Origin of the sequence: Streptomyces sp. HP-A2021 (genome assembly GCF_022807935.1) — a bacterium.
Classification (GTDB): Bacteria; Actinomycetota; Actinomycetes; order Streptomycetales; family Streptomycetaceae; genus Streptomyces; species Streptomyces afghaniensis.
The window spans coordinates 106,090-129,753 of sequence record NZ_CP094344.1; the positions used below are offsets into that span (position 1 = coordinate 106,090).

The 23,664-nt window shown below is 70.3% G+C and carries 23 protein-coding genes and 2 pseudogenes; 10 read left to right on the forward strand and 15 right to left on the reverse strand.

The annotated features are described in order from the left end of the window. Positions 1-262 precede the first annotated feature (262 nt). A complete protein-coding gene (locus MQE23_RS00570; RefSeq protein WP_243377834.1) occupies positions 263-1,879 on the forward strand; it encodes a SpoIIE family protein phosphatase in 1,617 nt (538 codons plus the stop codon). Between the two features lie 90 nt (positions 1,880-1,969). Here the strand turns inward: MQE23_RS00570 and MQE23_RS00575 are convergent, their stop codons facing one another. After that, entirely contained in the window at positions 1,970-2,569 is a 600-nt protein-coding gene (locus MQE23_RS00575) for a DsbA family protein (RefSeq protein ID WP_020269201.1), read from the reverse strand. Positions 2,570-2,613: 44 nt separating this feature from the next. Further along, complete coding sequence (locus tag MQE23_RS00580; RefSeq protein ID WP_243377835.1) at positions 2,614-3,321, reverse strand: SDR family NAD(P)-dependent oxidoreductase; 708 nt, start codon at positions 3,319-3,321, stop codon at positions 2,614-2,616. Positions 3,322-3,423: 102 nt separating this feature from the next. On the opposite strand from MQE23_RS00580, the gene MQE23_RS00585 reads away from it, so the two are divergent. Then, a complete protein-coding gene (locus tag MQE23_RS00585; protein ID WP_243377836.1) occupies positions 3,424-4,329 on the forward strand; it encodes a helix-turn-helix transcriptional regulator in 906 nt (301 codons plus the stop codon). A 54-nt stretch (positions 4,330-4,383) separates the two neighbouring features. Here the strand turns inward: MQE23_RS00585 and MQE23_RS00590 are convergent, their stop codons facing one another. Together MQE23_RS00590 and MQE23_RS00595 are read right to left on the reverse strand one after the other, a co-directional pair. Then, positions 4,384-5,535, reverse strand: a complete 1,152-nt coding sequence (locus tag MQE23_RS00590; RefSeq protein ID WP_020269204.1) for a GDSL-type esterase/lipase family protein — start codon at positions 5,533-5,535, stop codon at positions 4,384-4,386. A 58-nt stretch (positions 5,536-5,593) separates the two neighbouring features. Further along, positions 5,594-6,142, reverse strand: coding sequence for a YciI family protein (locus MQE23_RS00595; RefSeq protein ID WP_037665961.1), 549 nt, complete (start codon positions 6,140-6,142; stop codon positions 5,594-5,596). Between the two features lie 547 nt (positions 6,143-6,689). Here MQE23_RS00595 and MQE23_RS00600 point away from each other — a divergent pair. Together MQE23_RS00600 and MQE23_RS00605 are read left to right on the forward strand one after the other, a co-directional pair. After that, positions 6,690-8,225, forward strand: a complete 1,536-nt coding sequence (locus MQE23_RS00600; RefSeq protein WP_243382416.1) for an SDR family oxidoreductase — start codon at positions 6,690-6,692, stop codon at positions 8,223-8,225. A 70-nt stretch (positions 8,226-8,295) separates the two neighbouring features. Next, positions 8,296-8,504 (forward strand): annotated as a pseudogene (locus MQE23_RS00605) (deoxyribodipyrimidine photo-lyase); the annotation flags it as partial. Positions 8,505-8,613: 109 nt separating this feature from the next. On the opposite strand, the gene MQE23_RS00610 reads toward MQE23_RS00605, so the two are convergent. Further along, entirely contained in the window at positions 8,614-9,609 is a 996-nt protein-coding gene (locus MQE23_RS00610) for a MerR family transcriptional regulator (RefSeq protein WP_020269207.1), read from the reverse strand. A 162-nt stretch (positions 9,610-9,771) separates the two neighbouring features. Here MQE23_RS00610 and MQE23_RS00615 point away from each other — a divergent pair, with 162 nt between their 5' ends. From MQE23_RS00615 to MQE23_RS00630, 4 genes are all read left to right on the forward strand, one after another. Continuing rightward, on the forward strand, positions 9,772-10,383 hold the full coding sequence (locus tag MQE23_RS00615; RefSeq protein WP_037665959.1) for a sigma-70 family RNA polymerase sigma factor: 612 nt from the start codon (positions 9,772-9,774) through the stop codon (positions 10,381-10,383). A 107-nt stretch (positions 10,384-10,490) separates the two neighbouring features. After that, entirely contained in the window at positions 10,491-11,318 is an 828-nt protein-coding gene (locus MQE23_RS00620) for a DUF4397 domain-containing protein (RefSeq protein WP_243377837.1), read from the forward strand. Continuing rightward, positions 11,311-11,961, forward strand: a complete 651-nt coding sequence (locus MQE23_RS00625; protein ID WP_243377838.1) for a class F sortase — start codon at positions 11,311-11,313, stop codon at positions 11,959-11,961. Before MQE23_RS00620 ends, MQE23_RS00625 begins: the two co-directional genes overlap by 8 nt. Continuing rightward, entirely contained in the window at positions 11,961-12,224 is a 264-nt protein-coding gene (locus MQE23_RS00630) for a hypothetical protein (protein WP_128092422.1), read from the forward strand. Before MQE23_RS00625 ends, MQE23_RS00630 begins: the two co-directional genes overlap by 1 nt. Here the strand turns inward: MQE23_RS00630 and MQE23_RS00635 are convergent. Beyond that, positions 12,169-12,471: pseudogene (locus MQE23_RS00635) on the reverse strand (RNA polymerase subunit sigma-70); the annotation flags it as partial. The gene MQE23_RS00630 and the pseudogene MQE23_RS00635 overlap by 56 nt on opposite strands. Positions 12,472-12,995: 524 nt before the next feature. Here MQE23_RS00635 and MQE23_RS00640 point away from each other — a divergent pair. After that, on the forward strand, positions 12,996-13,877 hold the full coding sequence (locus MQE23_RS00640) for a metallophosphoesterase (RefSeq protein WP_243377839.1): 882 nt from the start codon (positions 12,996-12,998) through the stop codon (positions 13,875-13,877). A gap of 40 nt (positions 13,878-13,917) precedes the next feature. On the opposite strand, the gene MQE23_RS00645 is transcribed toward MQE23_RS00640, so the two are convergent. The 3 genes from MQE23_RS00645 to MQE23_RS43595 form a co-directional block, all read right to left on the reverse strand. Continuing rightward, positions 13,918-14,391, reverse strand: a complete 474-nt coding sequence (locus MQE23_RS00645; protein ID WP_063610792.1) for a GNAT family N-acetyltransferase — start codon at positions 14,389-14,391, stop codon at positions 13,918-13,920. A 78-nt stretch (positions 14,392-14,469) separates the two neighbouring features. After that, on the reverse strand, positions 14,470-15,390 hold the full coding sequence (locus MQE23_RS00650) for a hypothetical protein (protein WP_243377840.1): 921 nt from the start codon (positions 15,388-15,390) through the stop codon (positions 14,470-14,472). Between the two features lie 344 nt (positions 15,391-15,734). Next, on the reverse strand, positions 15,735-16,328 hold the full coding sequence (locus tag MQE23_RS43595) for a DUF1330 domain-containing protein (RefSeq protein ID WP_347710159.1): 594 nt from the start codon (positions 16,326-16,328) through the stop codon (positions 15,735-15,737). Between the two features lie 305 nt (positions 16,329-16,633). On the opposite strand from MQE23_RS43595, the gene MQE23_RS00660 reads away from it, so the two are divergent. Continuing rightward, entirely contained in the window at positions 16,634-17,368 is a 735-nt protein-coding gene (locus MQE23_RS00660; protein WP_243377841.1) for an alpha/beta hydrolase, read from the forward strand. Positions 17,369-17,965: 597 nt separating this feature from the next. Here the strand turns inward: MQE23_RS00660 and MQE23_RS00665 are convergent. The 6 genes from MQE23_RS00665 to MQE23_RS00690 form a co-directional block, all read right to left on the reverse strand. Next, positions 17,966-18,754, reverse strand: coding sequence for an LLM class flavin-dependent oxidoreductase (locus MQE23_RS00665; protein ID WP_243377842.1), 789 nt, complete (start codon positions 18,752-18,754; stop codon positions 17,966-17,968). A 113-nt stretch (positions 18,755-18,867) separates the two neighbouring features. Continuing rightward, positions 18,868-19,566: a nitroreductase gene (locus MQE23_RS00670; protein WP_243377843.1), complete on the reverse strand. Its 699-nt coding sequence runs from the start codon at positions 19,564-19,566 to the stop codon at positions 18,868-18,870. A gap of 271 nt (positions 19,567-19,837) precedes the next feature. Continuing rightward, positions 19,838-20,572, reverse strand: a complete 735-nt coding sequence (locus MQE23_RS00675) for an NAD(P)-binding domain-containing protein (RefSeq protein WP_020269244.1) — start codon at positions 20,570-20,572, stop codon at positions 19,838-19,840. 108 nt (positions 20,573-20,680) lie between these two features. Beyond that, positions 20,681-21,274, reverse strand: a complete 594-nt coding sequence (locus MQE23_RS00680; RefSeq protein ID WP_020269245.1) for a TetR/AcrR family transcriptional regulator — start codon at positions 21,272-21,274, stop codon at positions 20,681-20,683. A 383-nt stretch (positions 21,275-21,657) separates the two neighbouring features. Further along, the gene (locus MQE23_RS00685; RefSeq protein WP_020269246.1) at positions 21,658-22,497 is read right to left on the reverse strand and encodes a helix-turn-helix transcriptional regulator; all 840 of its coding nucleotides are present in this window, start codon (positions 22,495-22,497) and stop codon (positions 21,658-21,660) included. A gap of 256 nt (positions 22,498-22,753) precedes the next feature. Next, complete coding sequence (locus MQE23_RS00690; protein WP_020269247.1) at positions 22,754-23,503, reverse strand: SDR family NAD(P)-dependent oxidoreductase; 750 nt, start codon at positions 23,501-23,503, stop codon at positions 22,754-22,756. Between the last annotated feature and the right edge of the window lie 161 nt (positions 23,504-23,664).

Below are 23,664 nucleotides of genomic sequence, written 5' to 3' on the forward strand. Positions count from 1 at the left end.
CGTTCTCCGCCGGATGGGGAACACAGCGCACATAGCTGACCTCACAGGAGCGATACGCGAGCCGCCAAGCCTCTGACGTTCGGCATGCTCCGCCTTCAACGGTGGAGGAAGCTCACCTCACCGCGAGAAGTCTCCCTCGACGGGGTATGGATTGGCTCCAGCAAAGACAGCGAGAGGGAACCTGTGAACGGTGAGGGCCCCATGCCACAGTGGCACTTTCCGGAAGGTGATGGCTTTCCGGCGCGTCAGCTTGTTGGGGACCTTGGCCCCCATCGTCGTTCTCGACGCGCAGCTGCGCCACCTGTACGTCAACCCTGCATGGGCCACAGCCAGTGGCGTGCCCGCCACCGCGTTCCTGGGGCGAACGCTCGGGGAAGTGCTGCCGGATCTCCAGAGACCGGACGACGTCCTGTTCGAGGTACTCGCGGACGGGCAGCCTCGGGAGGCAACCGTCTCAGGCACGACAGGGGTCTCCTCGCCGCTAGGGCGAAGGCTCTGGCGCGCGGTCTATCACCGGGTGGATCTGCCGGACGGGGATGCGTGTCTGTGCGGCATCGGCGTGGAGATCAGTAACCTGCGCCGCTACCTGGACGACCTGGAGACCGCGCATCAGCGGCTTGCCCTGCTGGATGCCGCGGCCACGCGCGTCGGCACCACCCTCGACATCGAAACCACCTGCCAGGAGCTGGTCGACCTCCTGACCCCCTCGCTGGCCGACATGGCCGCGGTGGGAATCGTCGAAGAGGAGTTCACCGGTGCTCCCCCGCCTCCTCCCGGTTTCCTGCGGCTGCGCAAGACGAGGGGTTCAGCGCCCCCTGGGATGGAATGGCTGCTGCGCCAGATGGGCGGGCCGGGACCGTACGTCGACGTTCCCCGGGGCGTGGCCACCCGGCACTGCCTGGACAGCGGGCGGCCGTGGCGGGGCAACCTGGCCTCGGACGAGCTGTTCCAGAAGGTGACCGTAGACCCCGAACGGACCAAGCTCTTCCGCGCGGCGGGCATCCACTCGTTTCTCATCGCCCCCCTGATCGCGAGAGGCCGCCCGGTCGGCGTCATCCTTCTGGGGCGGGCCGGGGCATCGCAGCCCTTCAACGACGACGACCTCGTGACGATTCAGGCGCTGGCCGACCGAGCCGCCATCTCCATCGACAGCGCACGCCGCTACAGCTACGAGCACGCCATGGCGCTGGAACTCCAGCGGGCCCTGCTGTCCGAGCCCAGCACCCCCCACCCCGCCGTAGAAGTGGCCGCCCGCTACCTCCCAGCCGGCCGCAGCGTCCTCGTCGGTGGGGACTGGTACGACTCGATCCCCGTGACGCAATCGCGCACCTTGCTGGTCATGGGCGATGTGATGGGCCACGGCTTCCAGGCCGCTGTCGCCATGAGCCAGTACCGCTCCCTGCTACGCACCCTTGCCGCTTCCGGCACGAGCGTCGACAAGATCCTCGGCGAGTTCGACCGCCAGGTCACACAGCTCGGCCTTGACCGCCTCGCCACCTGTCTTCTCGCGGTCATGGATCCCCGGGCCGGCACCTGCACAGCGGCCAGCGCCGGGCACCTGCCACCGGCCGTCCTGCGACCAGACGGCGGCATCGAGGTCTTGTGGCCCCCGGCCGGCCCGCCCATCGGCACCGGACTCGGTGGCTATGAATCGTTCACCGTGCGAATGGACCCCGGCACCACGCTGCTGCTCTACACCGACGGGCTGGTGGAACGCCGCGGCACGGACATCGACGTCTCAGTGCAAGCGCTCCAGACGCTGAGCTTGCCGACGGACGGCCCTCCGGACGACATGCTCGACACACTCCTGACCCACCTTGCGAACGGTGCCTTCGAAGACGACGTCGCAATCCTCGCCGCCCGCGCGCGCCGACCATGAGTAACCCGCACCGGCGGACAGCGCGGCACCCCGCCGGTACGCGCCACCAAGAGGAGGACTCCGCCTCAGGAGCCGGGGCGAGGGCTGGTGTCACTCGCCCAGTGCGGCGAGGACGTCGTCCTCTCGTATCTCCCCGGACAAGACAGGGCCGCCGGCGAGGAGGAGTACCGGCGGGACCGGCAGGTCGAGTGCGCGGACGCGGGCGAGTTCGGCCTGTAGGGCTTCCGCACCGCCGCCGGTGGTCATGATGCCCGTCTCCGCGGCGAGCCGGTCGAGCACGGTGGAGTCCGCGATGTTCAGGCCGTCGGCGAAGTACGCGCGAAACAGTCGCTCGGCCATCTCTTCGCCCTTGCCTAGCGCGCATGCTTGCGCGGCGAGTCGGTGCGCGTCGAAGGTGTTGGTGAACACCGCGCGGCGGAAGTTGAGTTCGAGGCCGTCGTCGGCGCCGAACGAGGCGTCGTCGGCGAGCCGGGCCGCGACGGCCGCGCCGCGCTCGCGCGCCCAGACCTCGACCAGCGGTTCACCGGCGGGTGATGCCTGGGGGCGGAGCTGGACAGGGCGCAATACTGTTTCGACGGTGCCGCCGTCCGCGCGGTAGCGGCGGACGGCCCGGAGGTAGCGGGTGAAGCCGAGGTAGCAGTGGACGCAGACGAAGTCGAGGACGACCTCGACGCGGTGCGGACGGTGCATGGCCGGACTCCTGTCGGTGCGGGTGGTATTCGGCGGCTCGGGTGTCACCAGGGCATGGGGCCGTCGGCCGTGTAATAGCCGCCGGTCGGTCCGTCGGGGCCGATCGAAGCCATGCGGACGATGATGTCGGTGCCCTGCTCGACGCTCTGGGCGCCGGTGTGGCCGTTGAGGTCGGTGGCGGTGTGGCCGGGGTCGACGGCGTTGATCCGCATGCGCGGCAGGGCGCGCGCGTACAGCACCGTGACCATGTTCAGGGCGGCCTTGGAGGAGTTGTAGGGCAGCGAGGAGATCCAGAGGGGGACGCGCGAGGCGTGGGCGGCCGGGTCGGCCGCCACGGCCAGCGAGCCCAGGCCGCTGCTGACGTTGACCACGACCGGCGACGCACTGCGGTGCAGCAAGGGCAGGAAGGCCTGGGTGACGCGCACGGCACCGAAGACGTTGGTGTCGTAGACCGCGAGCATGTCCGCAGCGGTGACCTCGTCGGCCGTCCGCATGGGGCCGGCCACGCCCGCGTTGTTGACCAGAACGTCGAGGTGCCCGGTGTGCTCGCGGACCTGCTCGACGGCCGTCGCGACGGAGTCGTCGTCGGCGACGTCGAGGAGCAGCGCCCGGGCGCCGACCGCCCGGGCGGCCTGAGCACCACGGCGGGCATCGCGGGCACCCAGATACACGGTGTGCCCCGCCCGGGTCAGGCGGCGGGCGGTCTGCAGTCCCAGGCCCTTGTTGGCCCCTGTGATGAGGGTCGTCGTCATGTCCGGCAGCCTCGCCGCCCGGTGGCCTGCCGGACAGATCACTGTTGTTCCTGGTAACGCCGGTACCAGGACGGCCTGGAGCGGGACGCCGATACTGGGGTCATGAGCGCACAGGGCGACAGCGGGCCTTCGCGGCGGGAGAGCGATCTGGGAAAGGCACTGCGCCGGTGGCGCGAACGCGTACCTCCCACCGCGGTCGGGCTGCCGGCGGGGCGAAGCCGCCGGACGTCCGGGCTGCGCCGCGAGGAACTGGCCCTGCTGGCGGGGATATCCGCCGAGTATGTGATCCGCCTGGAGCAGGGCCGGGCGACATCCCCCTCCGCCCAAGTGCTCGGCGCTCTGGGGCGGGCGCTGCGCTTGTCTCATGCCGAGCGTGCCCATCTGTTCGCGCTGGCCGGGCAGCCCGAGCCCACGGACGGCCGGCTGCCGGGCCGGCTCACTCCGGGGGCGCAGCGGCTGCTCGACCAGATGCCGGGCACTCCCGTCGGCGTGTACGACGCGGCCTGGACTCTCATCGCCTGCAACCGGCTGCACGCCGCCCTGACAGGCGACCCGTCCCCACTGACGGAACGGGAACGGAACTTGGTCTGGCAGCACTTCACCGGCTCTGCCGGACCGGTGCGCCACACCCCTGCGCAGCAGGCCCGCTTCGAAGCCGCCGTGGTCTTCGACCTGCGGTCCGCGTCCGCCCGCTATCCGACGGACCCGGTCCTGTGCCGCCTCGTCACCGACCTGCGCAGCACGAGCCCGCGCTTCGCCGCCCTGTGGGAGGCCCACGAGGTGAGTGGTCACATGCTGCACACCAAGACCGTCCACCATCCCGAGGTCGGGCCACTTCACCTCGACTGCGACATCCTCACCGAATCCGCCGGCGACCTGCGCATCGTCATCCTCACCGCCCCGCCGGGCAGCGACACCGCCAGCCGTCTCGGACTGCTCGACGTCATCGGCATCCAGCAGATGACAGAACCATCCCAGCTCCGGCACAGCGTTAACCCGCCCACATAGCTCTCACTATTCGGCCAGCCCGAGCCCACTCCAGGGTTGAACAGCCCGGCTCACTCAGCGGAAGGGACCGTCGGTCGCGAAGGCGTGGGCTGCAAAGCGCTTGCCCATGCGGCGGTATGCGGCGGCGGTGGGGTGAAGGCCGTCGGCCAGGTCGTCTGCCTCGTCCGGGCCGAGCAGCTCGCGTCCGTCGAGATAGTGGAGGTGGGGATCGGACGCCTGTCGTGCCGCAGCGATCCGGGCCAGCTCGGCACGGACCACCGCCAGCGACAATGCCCCGCCGGCCACATCGGCCGGGTCGCCCAGGGCAGCGAGCCTCCCGTCCGGGCCGGTGGCGGTCGGGCCAGGGGCCTCCTCCAGGGCCGGACAGCTCACCGGAGAGATCAACAGCAGCGGGGTGTCCGGGTGTCCGTCCCGGATCGTGTCCAGGAATCCGTGTACCGCCGGGCCGAACGTCCGCAGCCGGAAGGCGGACAGGCTCACGATGTTGATGCCCACCTTGAGGCTGATCAGGTCGGCGGGCGCATCGCGGATCGTCCGGGCGACATAGGGATCCAGCAGCGCGTTGCCCGCCTGACTGAGGTTGATCACCTCCACCCCTCCGAGCGCAGCTGCCACCACCGGCCAGGTCCCGGTCGGGCCGTCGGCCTCGATGCAGTGGCTGATGGAACTGCCGTGGTGCACCCAGCGGCGCCGTCCGTCCGGCAGCGGTGCCAGGACGTCGCCGTCAGCGCGCAGTGCCACCAGTTCCGTCGGGGTCTGCTGTGGCAGCCACAACTCGACGTCCTTCATGCCGGCCGGCAGCCCGGCGAACCGTACGGTCCCTGGCTCGCCCGGGATGAGTCGCTGTACGGCCCCGGGGCCCGCCATCCGCAGCACGTTGCCCACCGGCGCCTGCTGACGCCCGGCCAAGGCACCGTCGACCAGCAGCTCCAGCATCCCGGTCGGGCGAGGGTGGGGGTCGGAGTCGAGCTGGCCGGTGGAGGTGAGCACCTCGAACTCCAATTCGCGCGCATCGGTGCGGAACACCAGCCGCACCCCCGAAGGCATCACGGTCACCCCGTAGACCGACGGGTCCTGGTACTGCTCCTTGGTCCACGCGGGCAACCGGCGTGGCATCACCCCTGCCTGTGTGATCTCCAGGTCCAGCGCGCCCCGTAACTCCACCGGCCCGCCCACCAGTGGGACCGCCCGCAGCGCCACCGTCACCGCTCCTGTCCCAGGTCGACGTGGACCGGAGACGACATCGACCCGGTGCCTCCGTGGCTCATCGACGCCCGCCGAACTCCCAGTCGTGGACCTCGATGTCCGCGTACCGGTCCGGAGTCAGGACGGCTCGTGCCGTGTCCGGATCCGGGGCCCTGAGCAGCACAGCCGTACCCAGCCAGGTGTCGCCGTCGTCGGACAGCAGCGGCCCGTACGCGACCAGCTCGTCCCGGTCGAGCGGCAGGACAAGGTCGGTGGCGGGGCCCTCGCCGAGGCCGAGCACCAGGTACCGGTTGCCACCGGTCCGGCCACCGGGGAAATCCCACATGGTGCGCCCCAGCACGTTGCGCCACCGGCGCAGCAGCACGTCCCGGTACGCGCCGGCCTGGTAGTTGGGCTCGTCGAAGGCGAACGCGCGGGCGGCGGCGGGATCGGGCAGGTCGACGATGTGCACGCTGCCCGTGGGTGTTTCACCATCATCGGCGAAGGTCGGACCGCGAGCGATCAGCTCCTCCGCGTACCGGTCCATGTAGGACCAGTGCTCCTCCAGCAACTCCTCGCGTAACGCGAGGGAGCCGGGCCGATCACGGTGGTAGCAGAAGAACTCCATGACCACACACCCTTCCCCAGCGAGGGCGCTATCTCAACTGGCTTTTGGCGACGATGCCCCCGCGCTCCAAGGAGGCAGCATCCCGTCAAACGACGTAGGCAACACGGCCGCGCGCTCACAACCAACTGGCGGCGTTCATCAACCTGCAGGTCCTGAACCCCGAACACGAAGTGTGGTCGCACTTCGGCGTCGCCTGGGAGGAGGGCCGGGCCACCGCACGGAAGGCGGCTGAAATCGAGCAGCGGCGTGCCGGGGGCGGTGACCCTCGCTCTGATCCTCGCGGCTCCGATCAGCGAAGCGGGCTCCGGAGCGGACAAGGCCTCTTGCGCGCCGCCTACGCGGCAAGCATGGCGTCCGATCGTGCTCGGTGCAGCTGCCGCCCCCGCGGTACTCGTTCCCGTAGGCGAGGCTGGAGCGCGCAGCACCAACAAGCCCCCTCCAAGCGTCATCGTGCATCCGCCGGGGCGGCCGAGGGGGAAGTCTTCGTGCCGGGGCCGGCCGCGGCCCGGCGGCACGACGACGACGGCGTACGACGGGAGGCATGATCATGGCGGCGGACGGACAGCCGACCGGGCAGCGGCTGCACTGCCTGGTCACCGGGGCGTCCGGGTACATCGGCGGGCGCCTCGTGCCGGAGCTGCTGGAGGACGGTCATCACGTCCGGTGCCTCGCCCGCTCCCCCGGCAAACTCCGCGACCACCCCTGGGCGGCACAGGCCGACACTGTCCGGGGGGACGTCACGGATCCGGAGTCGGTCGCCGCCGCGATGCGCGGGATCGATGTCGCGTACTACCTGGTGCACGCCCTCGGAACCGGCTCCCGGTTCGAGGACACCGACCGCGCCGCCGCGCGGATCTTCGCCGAACAGGCGCGTGCCGCCGGCGTACGGCGGATCGTCTACCTCGGCGGGCTCACACCACGCGGCGTCCCGGAGGAGTCGCTCTCCCCGCATCTGCGTTCCCGGGCCGAGGTGGGAGAGATCTTCCTCGACTCCCCCGTGCCCGCCACGGTGCTGCGGGCCGCCGTCGTGATCGGCTCGGGGTCGGCGTCCTTCGAGATGCTGCGCTACCTCACCGAACGCCTGCCCGTCATGGTCACGCCCAGCTGGGTGCACACCCGCACCCAGCCGATCGGGGTCAGGGACGTGCTGCGCTACCTCGTCGGGTCGGCCACCATGCCGGACGACGTCGACCGGGGCTTCGACATCGGCGGGCCGGACGTCCTCACCTACCGGGACATGATGACCCGGTACGCCTCCGTCGCCGGGCTGCCCCGGCGGTTCATCGTGCCGGTCCCGGTCCTCACTCCCCGGCTGTCCAGCCACTGGGTGGGCCTCGTCACCCCGGTCCCAGCCTCCCTCGCCCGGCCGCTCACCGAGTCGCTGCGGCACGAGGTCGTCTGCCACGAGCACGACATCGCCCAGTACGTGCCGGACGCTCCGGGCCGGCCGCTGCCGTTCGACGAGGCCCTGTCCCTGGCGCTGCGCAGGGTGCGAGAGGCGCAGGTCTCCACGCGGTGGTCCTCCGCCTCGGTGCCCGGAGCTCCCAGCGACCCGCTGCCCACGGACCCGGACTGGGCCGGCGGCAGCCTCTACGAGGACGAACGGCACAGGCCGGTCGACGCGTCGCGGGAGGCACTGTGGAAGGTGGTCGAGGGCATCGGGGGCGAGAACGGCTGGTACTCCTCTCCCCTGGCCTGGGCGGTCCGGGGGTGGCTGGACCGGTTCGCCGGCGGGGTCGGACTGCGCCGGGGACGGCGTGACACCGAGCGCCTGAGGGTCGGCGACTCGCTGGACTTCTGGCGGGTCGAGGAGATCGAGCCGGGTCATCTGCTGCGGCTGCGCGCCGAGATGAGGCTCCCCGGCCTCGCCTGGCTGGAGATGTACGCCGAGACCGACGACGAGGGCCGCACCCGATACCGGCAGCGCGCCCTGTTCCATCCGCGCGGCCTGCTGGGGCACGCCTACTGGTGGAGCGTCGTCCCGTTCCACGCCGTCGTGTTCGGCGGCATGGCGCGCAACATCGCCCGGGCGGCGGGCGGCACGAGCGGACGCCGGAGCGCCTCGCGCGCCACCCGCATCTGACGGGGCCGCGCCGGGCGAAGGAAGAGGCAGCATCCCGCGTCTCCTGCCTCACCGCACCAGGAGTCACGCCATGACCGTCGCGGTCGTCGTGTTCACCTCGGACCTGCGTCTGTACGACCGTCCGCCTTTGCACGCCGCGCTGACGCGTCCGACGAGGTGGTTCCCCTGTTCGTCCGCGACCCGGCCGTCCATGCGAACGGCTTCGACGTGCCCAACCGTAATGCCTTCCTCACCAATTGCCTGGCCGACCTCGACTCCTCACTGCGTCGGCGCGGTGGTGTCACACGGAAGCCCGTAAGTCAGCACCCCGTTCCCGGCCGACGGGCCCGACGGCATCGGTCCGTTCCCTCACCGCTTCGGGCCGTCGGCCGAGTCCGGATGCAGCCGATCAGGGCTTGTGCGACACGACCGACTCCAGCAGCGTGACGGCCTCGGCCAGCCCGGCCGGGCGCGGCAGGCCGGCCGACGTCCGGCCGGCCCAGCCGGGACCGATCGTCAGGACGACCGGTTTGCGGCGCGCCCCGCGCACCCCCCACTCCATCGCGGCGACGTGCTGCGCCAACGGCCGGCTGGCGGTGGTACGGGACTGTGCCCACAGCCCGACCGCGGCCGGCCCGGTCCGGCGTACGGCCGTGACGAGCGACTCCACGGGCAGGGCACCGCCGAACATCCGTACCGGCAGGCCGCGCTCGGCCAGCGCGGCGGCCAGCGCCTCCAGCGGCAGCGTGTGGTTCTCTCCCGGCACGCAGGCGAGCACCGTGGTGGCGCCCGCGGGGTCGGCGACCGCGGAGGGGGTGCTGCGCCGCAGCGCGCCGGAGACGTGCCAGGACAGGAAGTGCTCGACCTCGACGTACTTCTCGCCCGAGCTCTCCCACTTGCGGCCGACCGCCTGGAGCGTCGGCATGATCACCTCGGTCCAGGCGGTGACCAGGCCGTGCTCGTCGATCGCGGCTTCGAGCAGTTCGTCCAGCGCGGCGGCGTCGAGGCGCAGGGCAGCACGGGCGATGCCCTTGCATTCCTGACGCACGTCCCCCAGGCGCAGCCCACTGCCCGCCCGGCTGCGAGCCCGGACGGAGGCGCGCGGTGTGACGGCGGCCGGCCGGGCCGGGACCGCTTCGGGCGGGGCATCGCCTCGCACCATGCGCGCCGCCTCGGCGGGCGGTATCCCGGTCGCCGTCAGGGCGCACATCCGCTCCAGCCGTGCCATGTCCCCGGCCGTCCAGCGCCGGTGCCGGCCGCCGGTGTGCGCGTCGGGACCAAGGCCGTAGCGGCGGTCCCAGGTGCGGACCGTGGTGGGTGCCACTCCCAGCCGCCGGGCCACCTCGCCGGTGGTCAGTCCGGCGTCTGCCGGCACGCCCTCGTCATCCCGTTCTTGTACGGCCATACCCCAACTATACGACGCACAATCGATGCATGTTGCCCTGCGTCGTTTGTGCGCCGAACACTGGCTCACGAGCGCATGGTCGCCGCTCCGCACAGCGCGACCGGTGTGGTCCGGCAGACGGTCTTCCGTCCCACACGGCGCCCGGCAGGAGGAAACCAGGCCATGATCACGAACACGCTGTCCACGACCCTCGCCCCACCCGTGGAGGAGACGCGCTACGAGGAGGAACTGGCCCGTGGCCTCGTCGCCGCCGACGAGGAGGCGTTCGCCGCGATCTACCGGCGCTGGGGCTCACTCGTCCACACCATGGCCACCCGGCTGCTCGGTGACGCCCACGAGGCGGAGGACGTGACCCAGCAGGTCTTTCTCGGCGCCTGGCACGGACGGGCCGGCTTCCGTCCCGAACGGGGACCGCTCGGCGCCTGGCTGGTCGGCATCACCCGCCGCAAGACCGTCGACGCGCTGGCGGCCAGGACGAGACGTCTGACGCTCATCGACTCGGCCGCCCACGACACCGGCGCCGGCGCGGCGGAGCAGGGCGAGACGGCGCCGGAGCGCGTCCTGGACCGGGTACTGCTCATCGACGCCCTGTCCCGGCTGCCGCAGCAGCAGCGTGAAGTGCTCTGCATGGCCTTCTACGAGGACCTGACCCAGGCCCAGATCGCGGAACGCACCGGCATGCCCCTGGGGACCGTCAAGAGCCACGCCCGTCGCGGCCTGCACCGTTTGCGCCTGGTGATCGAACAGTCCGCCGCTCCCGGCACGGGCACGTGACCGCGCCGAAGAAGGAATGCCTGCCGCGCATCCGCGCCGGCCCTCACACCTGAAACGGGACCGAGACTCCGCACCGTACGGAGACTCCTTCTGAAGGGAAGATCCCCATGAGCTCCCGAATCCACCTCGCCGTCGCAGCCTCGGCCGGCGCCTGCGCCCTGGCCCTCGGCATGGCCGCACCCGCCATGGCGCAAGAGCAGGACAAGGCCATGGTGTCCGTCTTCCACGGCATCCCCGGGATGACCGTGGACGTGTACGCCAACGGCGACGAACTGCTCAGCGACTTCAAGCCCGGCACGGTGACGGACCCGCAGTCCCTCGACGCCGGGACCTACGACATCCAGGTCTTCGAAGCGGGCAAGGGCCCCGAGGGCACTCCCGCCCTGGAGAAGAAGGTCGAGGTGCCCGAGGGCGCGAACGCCACGGTCGCCGCCCGTCTCTCCGCCGACGGCAAGCCCCAGCTGACGGCCTTCGTCAACGACGTCTCGCAGGTCGGCGCCGGCCAGTCGCGTCTGACGGTCCGCCATGTCGCGGCGGCGCCCGCCGTCGACGTCCGGGCCGGCGGACAGCCCGTCTTCAGCGACCTCACCAACCCGAAGGAGGACACCGCCGAGGTCGACGCGGGCACGGTCAACGCCGACGTGGTGCTCGCCGGTACGGACACCGTGGCCATAGGCCCGGCCGACCTGAGCCTCGAGGAAGGCACCAGCAACGTCGTCTATGCGTGGGGCAGCGCCGGCGACAAGAACCTGGCTCTGAAGGTCCAGTCGTTCAGCGGCATGGCATCGGCACCCCAGGGCGTCGACGCGGGCGGCAGCGGTGCCGCCGTCACCACGAACTCCTCCGACACGTGGCCGGCCTGGGCCGCCGCGGCCGGAGTGGTCACGGTGACGGGCGTCCTGACGGCCCGCAGGGTCGCCGGCCGACGTGGCTGACAGCGCGCGACGGCTGACCGGACTGACCGTGGCGGCTGCCGCTCTGGCAGCCGTCCTCGGTTTTCCGGACGGGCCGTCGCACCCGGCCGCGCCCCCGCCCGCCGTCGTGGCCGCGACCTTTGGACGTACGGACGGGGCGGCCGCGAAGTCGGGCACCGGCACGGCGCAGGATCCGCCGCCCCGGCGCGTCCTGGTGCGCGACGTGGGCCTCGACGCCCGGGTCGGCCCGGTGGGCGTGACGAACCGGGGGGACATGACCGTGCCCGACGAGCCCTCCGTGGCCGGCTGGTACCGCTATGGCCCTGCACCGGGCAGTGAGCTGGGGTCGGCCGTGCTCGTCGGGCACGTCGACAGCGACACCGGTGAGATCGGTGAATTCGCCGCGCTGTACGACGTGCGGCGCGGGGATCGTGTCGAGGTGCGGCGGGCGGGGGCGGAACCGGTGCACTACCGCGTCGTCTCGCGCGTCACCGTGCCGAAGGACGAGCTGCCCTCCTCGGTGTTCCGCCGCTCCGGTGCCCCCGTCCTGACGCTCATCACCTGCGCACCGCCGTTCGTCCCCGAGCGGGGCGGCTATCTGTCCAACCTCGTCGTCACGGCGGAGCCCGCCGAGTCGCGGGGGCCGGGGAACGGGAGGGCGTAGTGGTCCACGTAGAGCCCGCGCACCTGGTGGAACTGGCGCTGCGGAATACCCCGCCGACCGACGACGACGCCGAGGCCCTGCGGCATGTCGAGCGGTGTGACCGCTGCCGCGATGAGCTGCGGATGATGACCCGCGTGGTGACCGCCGCCCGCAGCGCGGAGCTGGAGGACATGGCGGCGGCACCTCCGGAGCTGGTCTGGCAGCGCATCACACAGGGCCTGTCGCGCGAGTCTGCTGCTCGCCGATGTGCGGGGGCAGGTTGAAAGGCGGGAACAGCCGCTCGGTGTCCCGGAAGGCAGGGATGTCGGTGATCCGGTCCCCGGAGATGTCGACGACCTGGAGGGCCCAGAGCTCGAATCCCGCTCCGGTGACGCTGGGTTGGTACTGGCCGAAGGCCGGCGAGCCGTTCGCCACGGTGGGGAACAGCCGGGATCCCCGGCAGCCGACGGCGGGTCCGGTCAGCCACGCCTGAATGTCGGTGACGCCTCGCATCCACAGGGCGTATGGCGGCCCAACGTGGCTCGCCGCCGGAGCACCTGGCTACGCCGGGGCGGGGCGAGGGAGAATGCCCAGCTGGGCGCTGACACCGTCATGGACAGCCAGCCGTATGCCCCGTCATCAATTACCCGGTTTTGACGATTGAGGTTGCCGAGGAAGGCCTGGCGGCGGGCGAGTTGCCGATCTGTGCGGTTGTGGCCACGGGTGACGAGGTCGTTGGTTGCGCAGACACGCAGGAGCGGGTGCTGAACCGGCGGCTGGTGCATGCCGAGTTGCCGGCAATGACAGAGGCCGATCAGGGGCTGGGCTGGGGACACCGTCCGGAGCCGATGATTCTCGCCGTGACTGTCGAACCGTGCCTGATGTGTCCGGGAGACGCCATGACGATGGGGGTGACGGAGATCTGGCCTCGGCTCTGGCGAGCCTGCCCGTGCGCGACTGAAACACGATGGCTCTCAGACAGGGCATTTTGGTCTCGCAGATTCCGGCGCACAAACGCCTGGTCCTGCAGAGCCGGCCTCGATAGCGTCTGGCGAATGCGGATCTTGCACCTGTCGGACACCCACCTCGATCGCCGTGACGCACCGAACAAGCACGGCGTCAACGCGACTCAGTCCCTGCGCCGGATGCTCGCCGATCTACGGCATCTGCGCGCGGTCGACACCATCGTGGTCAGCGGTGACATCGCCGACGACGGCTCCCCGGAGGCATACGTCGCGGCCCGCGACATCGTGCGTGAGTTCGCGGCGGAGCGGAACGTCCCGGTGATCTACAGCACCGGCAACCACGATGAGCGCCAGGCGTTCGCCAAAGTGCTGGGCAGCGGTCATCTCGATCCGGACGGCAGCGACCGGGCCGACACTCTGATCGCCTCCGATGAGACAGAGCGGGCCGCCGTGAGCCTGGTCGGCGGCCACCGCTTCATCACGCTCGACTCACTCGTGCCCGGCAAGGGGTACGGGCACCTCAGCCGAACCCAGCTCGACTGGCTCCGCGACGTACTGAGCACACCAGCACCCCATGGAACCGTCCTGGTCTTCCACCACCCACCGATCACCCTGGACGTGGAAGTCCAGCAGGCACTGGGACTGCAGAACCCGTCAGACCTGGTCGATACGATCCGTGGCAGCGACGTCCGCCTCATCCTGTGCGGCCACTTCCACCTGCAGATCTTCGGCTTCCTGGAAACGGTGCCGGTGTGGGTCACCCCAGGCGTTGTCAGCCGTGTCGACCTCACCGCCGCCCCGCGCACCGAACGGGCAGTGCGGGGAGCCTCCGCCACCCTGGTTCAACTCGGCGCGCACGGCCCGCTGTTCCACACCCTCCACGCCCGCGACCCGCAGGCCGGCGAGACCGTCTACGAACTCGACGAGCAGCAGCTCCGCTCCGTCATCGACGAGCTCGGCCCCGGCGCCTGACCACGGCGCTCCCCCGCTTTCGCCGAAGTCGCTGAACACCTCACCAGACCGCGCCTTCCGGCGGCAGCGGCCGGCCGAAGACGACCATGGGGCGGCCGGGGCCGTCGTAGTCCTCGACGATCTGCGTGCCAAAGCCGAGGCTGCGGTGGAAGGCGATCGAGCCGGTGTTCCCGACGGACGTGATCGCCTTCAGCCGTTGCGCGCCCTGGCGACGCGCGGCCTGTGCGAACGCCGCATAGAGACGCCGCCCGAGCCCAGTGCCCCGGGCATCGTCCCGCGTGGCGATCAAATGCACGTACCCCGTGCCGGTGGGCGTGACGAAACCGATGACGTACCCGCGGATCCCGTCCTCGGCACGGGCCACCAGGCACGTTGAACCGAACTCGTGCACCAAGGAAAGCAGGTGCAGAGACCGGAGGTCGCGCTCTCCCCAGTAGCGCGGGTGATCTCCCAGGACCTGATGGATGTCGCCTATCTCGGCCGGTGTGATCTCTACGTCCATAAAGACGATCATGTCAGGCACAGACCCTGCATCCGAGAGCGGTGCCTTCAGAACGCCAGTGTTGTGGGTGCGCAGACAATGGCCGACGGCTCAGGTCGGGCTGGCTCGTCGACGGGCCCAGACGTAGCCGGCGACGATCCCGCCGATCACGATCACCTCGAAGACCACGTCCACCAGGTGATCCCCCAGGGAGACCAGCAGCAGTCCGAACAGTCCAGCGGCAAGGACCGCGCCGAGGGATGCCGCCAACTGGTGCCGCGCCGTCCAGCCGTGGCGCACCCAGCGGGCCACGATCGCCGCGGCGGCGATGGCGACCAGCACGGCTGCGAGCACCCACCACACGAACGATATGCCGCCGCCGATGAATGCCATCAGGTGGAAGGCGAACCAGACCAGTCCGAAGCCCAGCCCGGTCCACCCGGCGCGCATCGGCCCGGGCAGCCGCTGCGGAACCCGCGGTGTGTCTCGGGCCCGGCAGCGCGACGCGGTCAAGGTCAGCATTCCCACGATGGCGAGCACCGCGCCGATCTCGACGACGGAAAGGCGGAAATCCGACCGCAGGAGGGAAATCAGCGCAAAGAGCGCCGTACCGAGGGCGAACACCCCACCGAAGACCGCCAGCTTCCGTCGCGACAACCACGGGGACCCGCTCTCCCGGGGGAACAGGATATGCACCACGCCGATGGGGATGAGCACACTCCAGACAACGTGGTACCCGCACACGAGCACGGCCCAGAACCAGTTCACCCCGGCGGCGCGGCCGTACATCGTCTCGCCGTCCATCCCCTGCGGATTGAAGATCGTCTGCAGGGCGAGGCCCTCCTCGATCAGCGCGTAGGCGACACCGAGCAGGACTATCCCCCACCCGTTGAGCCGCAGGCGTTGCGCGATCTCACGTAACAGGACGACACCGGCACCGTAGAAGCAGAGGATCGAGACCACCCGCAAGGGCTCCACGAAATAGCTCAGGCGCAACGCCGCTCCCACCACCTCGCCCAGCAAAGGAGCCATGAGAAACAGTGTCACCACTGGGGCCACCCGGTGCCGACGGCCATCCGGACTGAGCTCGCCGCGACCCCTGGCGGTTGGTGGATCGGGGGGCGTCTTCATTCCCACGCTTTCGGGTCCTCTGTTTCATGTGTGGGCTGCCATTGCGATGGAGTTCCGCGATGGCGTTTCCGCCGATAACCGTTCCGCCCACTGTGCACACAGCATGATGGCCAGCGGGGAGTCAGCGACCACGGCGGCATTGGCCGTGGGGAGGCCGGACTTTGACGGAGGCTCATATCTGCAAGTCTGTTGCTGCCCAGGGCGCCGCGTATCGGCCGATGGTCTACTCCAGGGCGACCAAAGTCTTAGTGCCGGGGCGAGGACTCGTCCCACGTCATGACAGTGGCCGGGGGGCTCAGGAGGCTGAGACGTTCTCGGGCGTCAGGCCGTACAGCCGACGCAGCACCATGACGTCGAGCTGGTGGGCGGGCAGGCGGCTGACCGTGTACGGCTTCAGGCGTGCGGCTCCTTGCCCGCTGCCCAGAACTTGCGGCGGCCGAACAACGAGCGCTCAGTATCTCGGCGCCCGAGTAGGAGGCTGCAGGACTACCTGGTCGACTGGCCCGCTCGGCCGGGTCGTAGTTCGGCCCGACACCCTCGATGAGCAGCAAGTCGCCCTCGATGTGATCGGTACGCAGGCTCAGGATGGCCCGGTACGCGGGAGAGTCGTACCAGGCACGGGCTTCGGCAAGGCTGGGGAATTCGATCAGCACCATGCTGCCGGGCCACGTACCCTCTGCGACTTCGGCCGGCGGGCCGTGGATGACGAAGCGGCCTGCGAAGGGGTCGAGGGTCGCCTGGATGCGCTCCAGGTACTCGATGATGTCGGAGTGATTGCGGCGGCTGCGGAGAGAACGTAGCTGAGGGTCGTTGGGCGGTGCGATTACCCCAGGGGTAATCGCACCGACACATCGAGGGCACGTGCCAAGACCACCGCCCCACCGTTCGCCTCACGGAAGCTCGGGAAGTCGCGACGACACCCAAGTGCCCAGTGTCTCAGTGGTATTCGGCCACGGAGGCTCCACGAAAACTCGTTGGCGGACGAGGGCGACCACTGCTAGGTTTCCGGAGGCCGTGCGAGAGAACGAGGAGGTGGTACCCGTGAACGCAGTATCGACATGGGTGCTCCCCTCCGGGGTCACGGTCGGGCGATAGCCAGGTCGTCCGGGAGCGCCGTTCCAGTGCACTCCCGAAAGGCACGATCATGCATTTCACTTCTGAACAGCGTCTCGACGACGGCGTCCTTGAACGCGAATTCACCCTCGGTGAGATCCCCGGCATCCTGTGGACACCCGCATCCACATGCGCACCGGTCCCGCTGATTCTGCTCGGCCACCCTCCCCTCGGGCTGCGCAAGATGTACCCCCGACTGGTGGCCCGGGCCCGGCACTCCGCGGCGGAGGGTTTCGCCACGGCCACCATCGAGCTCCCCGGAAGCGGCGACCGGTCCCGCTGGCCCGCCGCCGAGCAGGCCCGAGCCGACCTGCGCCGGGCGATGCAGGCCGGTGAGCCGGTCAGCGACGAGATCGTCGACGCCCTCGTCCTCCCGCTGGTCGACAAGGCAGTCCCGGAATGGCAGGCCACCCTGGACGCCCTCCTGTCGCTGCCCGACATCGACGGCCCGGTCGGCTACTCGGGAGGAGTGATCTCCATCGGCATCCGGCTGGCGGTGGTCGAGCCGCGCATCGTGGCCGCCGGCTTCTTCGCCGGGAGTTTCGTGCCTCGCGCCATGTTCGAGGAGGCCCGCCAGGTCACCATTCCACTGCACGTCCTGCTGCAGTGGGACGACGAAGGGAACGACCGGCAGGCGGCCCTGGACCTGTTCGACGCCTTCGGCTCCCAGGAGAAGTCCCTGCACGCCAACATGGGTGGGCACACCGGCGTCCCGCAGTTCGCAGCAGACGCCGCAGTCCAGTTCTTCACCCGGCACCTGAAGTAAGGCCCGGCCTGTCAGGCCACCAGCGGACGGCGAGCCATTTCGGCCGGGATCTGCTCATCAGCGCAGGTCCCGGCGCTCGTCTGCTGTTCATGCCGCGGGCCCCTGCCAACTCAACAAGGGCCGCGCTGCCCGAACCATGGACCGTTCGGCGGGCCTCCCCGGGAGAGCGGGCTCACATGTCGATCAGGCCCCCCGACCGGAGCGGGAGCCAGAAACGCTCCTTAGGAATTCGGGGCGGTGGCCGCAGCGGGAGGGGCACTGGTTGGTTGCTGGCAGGCCTCGCACAGTTCATGACGGCCCTCGGGGGTGATCACAGTGCCCCAGCCATTGCATCTCTCACAGCCCCGGGCCAAGGCGACGTCTGGACGGGGGGCCGGGATCCCAGAATGAGGACCGGGTATGCGAGCCATGAGGTGGAACCTCCCACCAGAGGTGGCGAGTGACGGGCGCACTCCCACACTGCCTGCCCATATGCCCGATATGGGTGTTATTGCAGTCAGGATTAGGTCAAGGTATTGCTAAACGGACACTCGGTGCATGTCCCGAAGCGCCTTCAGCGAGGCGGCCATGGCGTTGCCAACACCTGAGGGGTGGTGGTCATGACGGGGGCCGGCTTCGTGAGGCGCGGGTCGAGGCCGTACTGCTCGTGGGCGCCGAGGTTCTCGCGCAGTGTGGGGCCTTCGTAGTCGTCGTGGACCAGGCCGCGTTCCTGCAGGAGCGGGATGACCTGGTTGACGAAGGCGTCGAAGCCGTCATGGTAGCCGTCGCGGCGATCGAGAAGCCGTCGCAGGCCTCTGCCTCGAACCACTGCTGCATGTGGTCGGCCACGTCGGCGGCGCTGACGACGGTCACCGGGTGGAAGTCGATGACGCCGTGGGCGAGCACGTCGCGCATTGTCCAGTCTTCCCGGGCCACTGCGAGGGCGCGGGCGGAGCGCGGGTCGTGCGGGCTGGGCATGGCGTCGGCGAGCTGGTCCGCGGTCAGCGGCTCGTCGAGCCGGCCAGGGCCGAGCGGGAGGCCGATCATGGCGCCGAGGTAGCGGACGCGCTGGCACAGGTCGACAACCTCGTCCGGGTCGCGTCCGGCGCGCTTGGTGGCGTCTCGCAGGGCCTGGCGCTGGGCCCGGGCGTCCTCGATGGTGTACGGATTGGCGTAGACGCCGCCGGCGTAACGGCCCGCGAGTTCCAGGCCGTAACCGCCGCCGCCCGCCTGGAAGATGACCGGCTGGCCCTGCTCGGACGGGGGGATGGGGGGCCGCGGGCCGCGGAGGCGGCGTGCTTGCCCTGCAGGTTGACCGGCTGGATCTTGTCCATGTCGGCGAACCGCTTGCCAGCGACGTCGAGAAGCCCAGGCGTCCTTCTCCCAGCTGTCCCACAGCCCTTGCACGATCTGGACGAGGCGATGAAAAACGGAGAATGTCTCTGGTGCGGGCGCCGAGCCCGGGCCGGCCGAGTGGCGGGCCCGGGCCCGGCGCCGGATGGTTCCGGCGGGCGGAGGAACTACTGCCTGTCGAGGACTCCCGGGGTGTCATGCAGGACCACGCTCCGCTGCAGCGGAACCCGCTCCGTGCGGAGCGTGTTCACCGGAGCCGTCGGGTCAGCCATGCCGAAGGAGATTCCGAACAGCAGCTTGAGCTCGGCGGGGACACCCAGGGACTCGCGGACGGTGTCGGCATAGACGCCGAGTATGGTCTGCGGGATGCCGGCCAGCCCCCGGGCCGCCAGCGAGAGCAGGAAGTTCTGCGCGTACATGCCGATGTCGCCGGCCGTCCGCACCCCGTCGCCGAGTGCCGGCATGAACAGGAAGGCGGCATGGGGAGCGCCGTAGAACTCCAGGTTCTCGCGGACCGCCGCCCTCCTGCCGTCCCGGTCCGAGCGCTCGACACCCCGGGCCCGGTAGACACTCGCGCCCAGGGCCTGCGACCGCTCGAGGTAGAGGCCCTCGCCGTAGCCATCGGTGAAATCCGGGGAGGTCCGTCCCTCCTCCTCGGCCCGGAGCAGCTCTTTGGCCAGGGCGTCCCGCGCCGCACCCGAGACGACGTGCACCGTCCACGGCTGGGTGTTGCTGTTCGAGGGGGCCGTCTGTGCGTCTTCCAGCACGCCGCGGATGTCCGAAGGGGACAGGGCGGTGGGCAGGAACTGCCGGGGGGAGCGTCGGGAGCGGGCGATGTCGGTGAAGGGTGATGCGGTGCCGGGCAAGGCGGTTCCTCTCCATGGCGCGCAGTCACCGCCGCTGCGGCAGCAGCGCAGCACAGTACGGCAGCCCACGCAAGGAGGCAGCCGGCGTAAGGGCCGGGCGCAGGATGCGCCCTGCGGGTTCCGGCAGGCTTGCGGATGCTCGCAGGCAGCGGCTTGCCGAGGCTGCAGGCTGCAGCGCGGGGACTTGCGCTCTTCGTGTTCGCGTGTGTTCGCGTGGCGTGCCGACGCTGCCGCCCTCGTGCCGTTGCGCACGAGAGCCGCGTCAAGTGACTCAGCGGTGGGCGGCGCGGTTCATCTCGACGACGTCCTCCAGGGTGGCCGTGGCCGGGAGGGCGGCGAGGCGTTCCGGCACGCTGTCGCGGATGCGGGCGTCCTTGACGCGGTCGGCCGCGGCCAGGGCCGCCGGCAGTTCGTCGAGGGTCAGCTCGGTGCAGTAGGCGGGGCTGTTCGGCTGCTGGCGCCAGGAGTCGGCCAGCGTGCCGGCGTCGTAGGGGTCGAAGCCGGTGTCGTCCACGAGCTGCATGGCCACGCGCCGCGCCTCCTCGGAGTCGCCGGCGACGGGGATGGCGAGGCGGCCGGGCGTTCCGGCCGGGACGCCCTTGGTCCGCTGGGTTTCGGCCAGGGCGGCGTTCCATGCCTTGACCACGGGGCGGCCCAGCTGCTCGGCGTTCCACACGCTGTCGATCTCGCCGTTATCCACGGCTTCAATCTGCCCGCTGAGGTGCGGATAGTAGTTCGAGGTGTCGATGACCACCGTCTCGGCGGGGACCGGGGCGAACAGGCCGGCCAGCTTCCCCGCCACCCCGAAGGGGATGGCCAGGACGATGACGTCCCGGCCCTGGACGGCGTCGGCGAGCTCCGCCGCGCGGGCCCCGGACTCCAGCACCTCCGGCCGGACGGCCTCGGGGCCGCGGGCGTCGGCCACCTGGACGTCGTGACCGGCCGTGCTGAGCTTGGCAGCGAGGTTCCCGCCGATGGCGCCGGCGCCTATGACAGTAATTTTCATGATTTGTCCCTGGGGAAGTTGTGCAGCCTCTGAGGGCAGCGCAATGTGATGGCTGGGTGGTGTGGTGTCGCCTGGCGTTGCGGGGGTCTGGGCGGCGTGCCTGACGTTTTACGCCTGGGCGTCCCGCTGGCGGTAGCCGCTCGCGATGAGCATGCGGAGCCGGTCGAGCGACTCCTCCTCGGTGCCGTTGCCCTTGATCCAGGCAATGGAACAGGCCGCGAGGAACAGGTCATGCCCCCGCACCGACGCGCGCACGCGCCCCGCTCGCTGCGCGGCTCGTACGTACTGATCGGTGGCGGAGATGAGGATGTCGCAGGGAATCGTGAGCGGGTTGTCCGGCTCCTGAGCCCGGGCGGCGGCCATGAGCGGGTCCGGCAGCCCGCTGAAGGCGCTGAAGTACTCCTCCATCGCCCGCAGCCACTGCTCCAGCGCCTCGGCCGGGTCGCCGAGCTGATCGATGTCCGCCTGGCGGGCCACCAGCTCCTCGGAGCGTGTCTGCAGCACAGCCGCCAGGAGCGCCTCCCGGGTGGGGAAGTGCCGGTACAGGGTGCCGGGCCCGACGCCCGCCTCCTTGGCCACCGCCTCGAGGGAGGTGCCGACCCCGTGCTGCAGGAAGTGACGCTGCGCGGTCTCCAGGAGGGCAGCGCGGTTGCGCTGGACGTCCGCGCGGGGCTTGCGTCCTCGCTGTTCACCGGCGCCCATACGCCCTCCTGCCTGTCGTGATCCTGCGGCCGCATCAAAACGGATGCTGCCTCCGCATGTATCCGAGAGTAAAACGGAGGGGGCATCCGGTCAAACCGGCGGCCCGATCACGGGGCCCGGGCAGTGCAGAGGGCCGACATGTCCGGCCGCATTCGCATCCAGGCCAAGCCTCCGCCCGCGAGCGCGGCCACCACGGCGGGCGAACCAAGTGCGTCGGCGACGACATGGCCGCGTACGCGCGCCCCCTGGGGGCCAACGGCCTGCCCGTGCCGCAGAAGGGCCTGCAGCGTCATCCGGTCGTCGGTTCCGCCTGCACCATCCCAGGGCACCCGTTGTCCGGCCCCTGCCGTGCCGAGTCTGGACCCGTCCCCCGGTCCAGCACGTCAGGGGGTGAGCTGCTGGTGCCCTATGACGGAGAGCAGTTCGAGCTTGCCGTGGCTCTCCGTGCCGGGGCGAGTGGTCAGCACCACCAGGGTCTGGGCGCGGTTCTCGGTGAACAGAAGCTGGGCGTCGACGTCGATGCGGCCGAGTTCGGGATGGAGGATGGTCTTGCAGTCGTCGTAGCGCCGGGCGACCTCCTGGAGTTCCCACATGCGGACGAACTCGGGGCTGTGTTCCTGGAGTTCGGCGAGGATCCGGGCGGCTCGGGGAGTGTCGCTGCCGGCTGTCAGCGCGGCCCGCAGGCGGGCTGCCTGGGCGCGGCCGTGGCGTTCGCGGTTCTCCTCGGGAACCATGAGCCGTTCGGCCGGGTCCATGAACCAGCGGTAGTAGCCGCTGCTGGCCAGACCGGTGTGGCGGGTCTGGTCGCCGAGCAGTGCGACGGCCAACGGGTTCATCGCGAGGGTGTCGACCAGGTCGGTCTGCACCATGGCCGGGGAGTCGTCCAGGCGGTCCAGGACCCGCATCAGTGTCGGGCTGACATGTTCGGAGCGGTGGAAGCGGGCCGGGGCGTTGTGGCCGATGAGGACGAAGAGGTGGTCTCGTTCGTCCGGGGTCAGCCGCAGTGCCCGAGCGAGAGCCGTGGTGATCTGGACCGAGGGCTGCGGAGCACGCTGCTGTTCCAGCCGGGCGTAGTAGTCGGTGGACATGCCGGCGAGCTGCGCGACCTCCTCGCGGCGCAGCCCCTGCGTACGCCTGCGCGGCCCCTCGACCAGCCCGACGTCGCGGGGGCGCAACATCTCACGCCGGCGGCGCAGGAATTCCGCCAGTTCCTTCTTGTCCATGCCGCCATCCTCGCCGCATCCCGCCCGGCTATCCAGAGACCGCCGATCCATGGCTGAGCCCTCCTCTCCCATCCCCGCGAAGCCGCCCCGCACGGCCGACGCCGAGGGCGCTCGCAGCGAGACGACCCGATGGTCACCTGGCCTGCACGACCCGCTGGGAACTTCGCCGACTGTCGGTGGTGCGCCGCAGGCCGTCGCCTGGAAGACGGCCTGCGGCGACGGTCCCCACCGTTCCTCGTCGGTCACTACAGGTCGGTCAACTGCCGCTGATCATGGCGAGGACGTCGTCGTAGGAGCCGCTGGCCTCCGCGTCGCGGATGAACCTGGCGCGCTCGACGACCAGTTCCTTCGCGTCGGGGTTCTCGCGCAGCAGGTCGAGGGTCTCGGTGAGGAAGTCGTCCAACGGCATGGATTGGTCGTTGTCCTCCTGACCCAGCAGGGTCGTGCGCACGCCCGGCGGGACCACCTCGATCACCTGGACGCCGGCGTCGGCACCGGCGAGTTGGATGCGCAGGCTCTCCGAGAAGGAATGCAGCGCGGCCTTGGTCGCGCTGTAGGTCGGAGTGCTCGGGTACGGTACGAACGCCAGCGCGGAGGTGACGTTCATGACGACCGCGTCGTCCTTGCCCGCAAGCAGGGGCAGGAAGGCGTACGTCATCCGGATCGTACCGAGCAGATTGGTCGCGACGTGATCCTCGGCGACCTGGAGTTCGGCCGGGTCGAGGAGGTTCTCCAGCAGCATGATGCCGGCGTTGTTGACCAGGACGTTCAGCCTCGGGTAACTCGCCGCCACGGTCTCACGGGCCCGGGCGATCGAGTCGGGGTCCGCGACATCGAGGACGAGCGCGTCGATGCCCGGGTGCTCGGCCGTGATCTCGTCGAGGAGTTCCTTGCGCCGGCCGGCGACGATCACCTTGTTGCCGGCTTCGTGCAGGCGCAGGGCCAGACCGAGCCCGATGCCCGAGGTTCCGCCGGTGATCAGGATCGTGTTGCCGGTCATCTTCATGGGGGTCTCGCTCCTTCGTTACGGCGGGCCGTTGAGCGCCCGCAGCCTTGAACGTAGGGGCGCCCGCGCAAGGGCGGGAGAGGAAGGTTTATCCGTGGATCGGCGGTCTCTGCCTGGCGAGGTGGTCCCACCCAGCGGATCCGGTATCGCTTCTGCGTCAC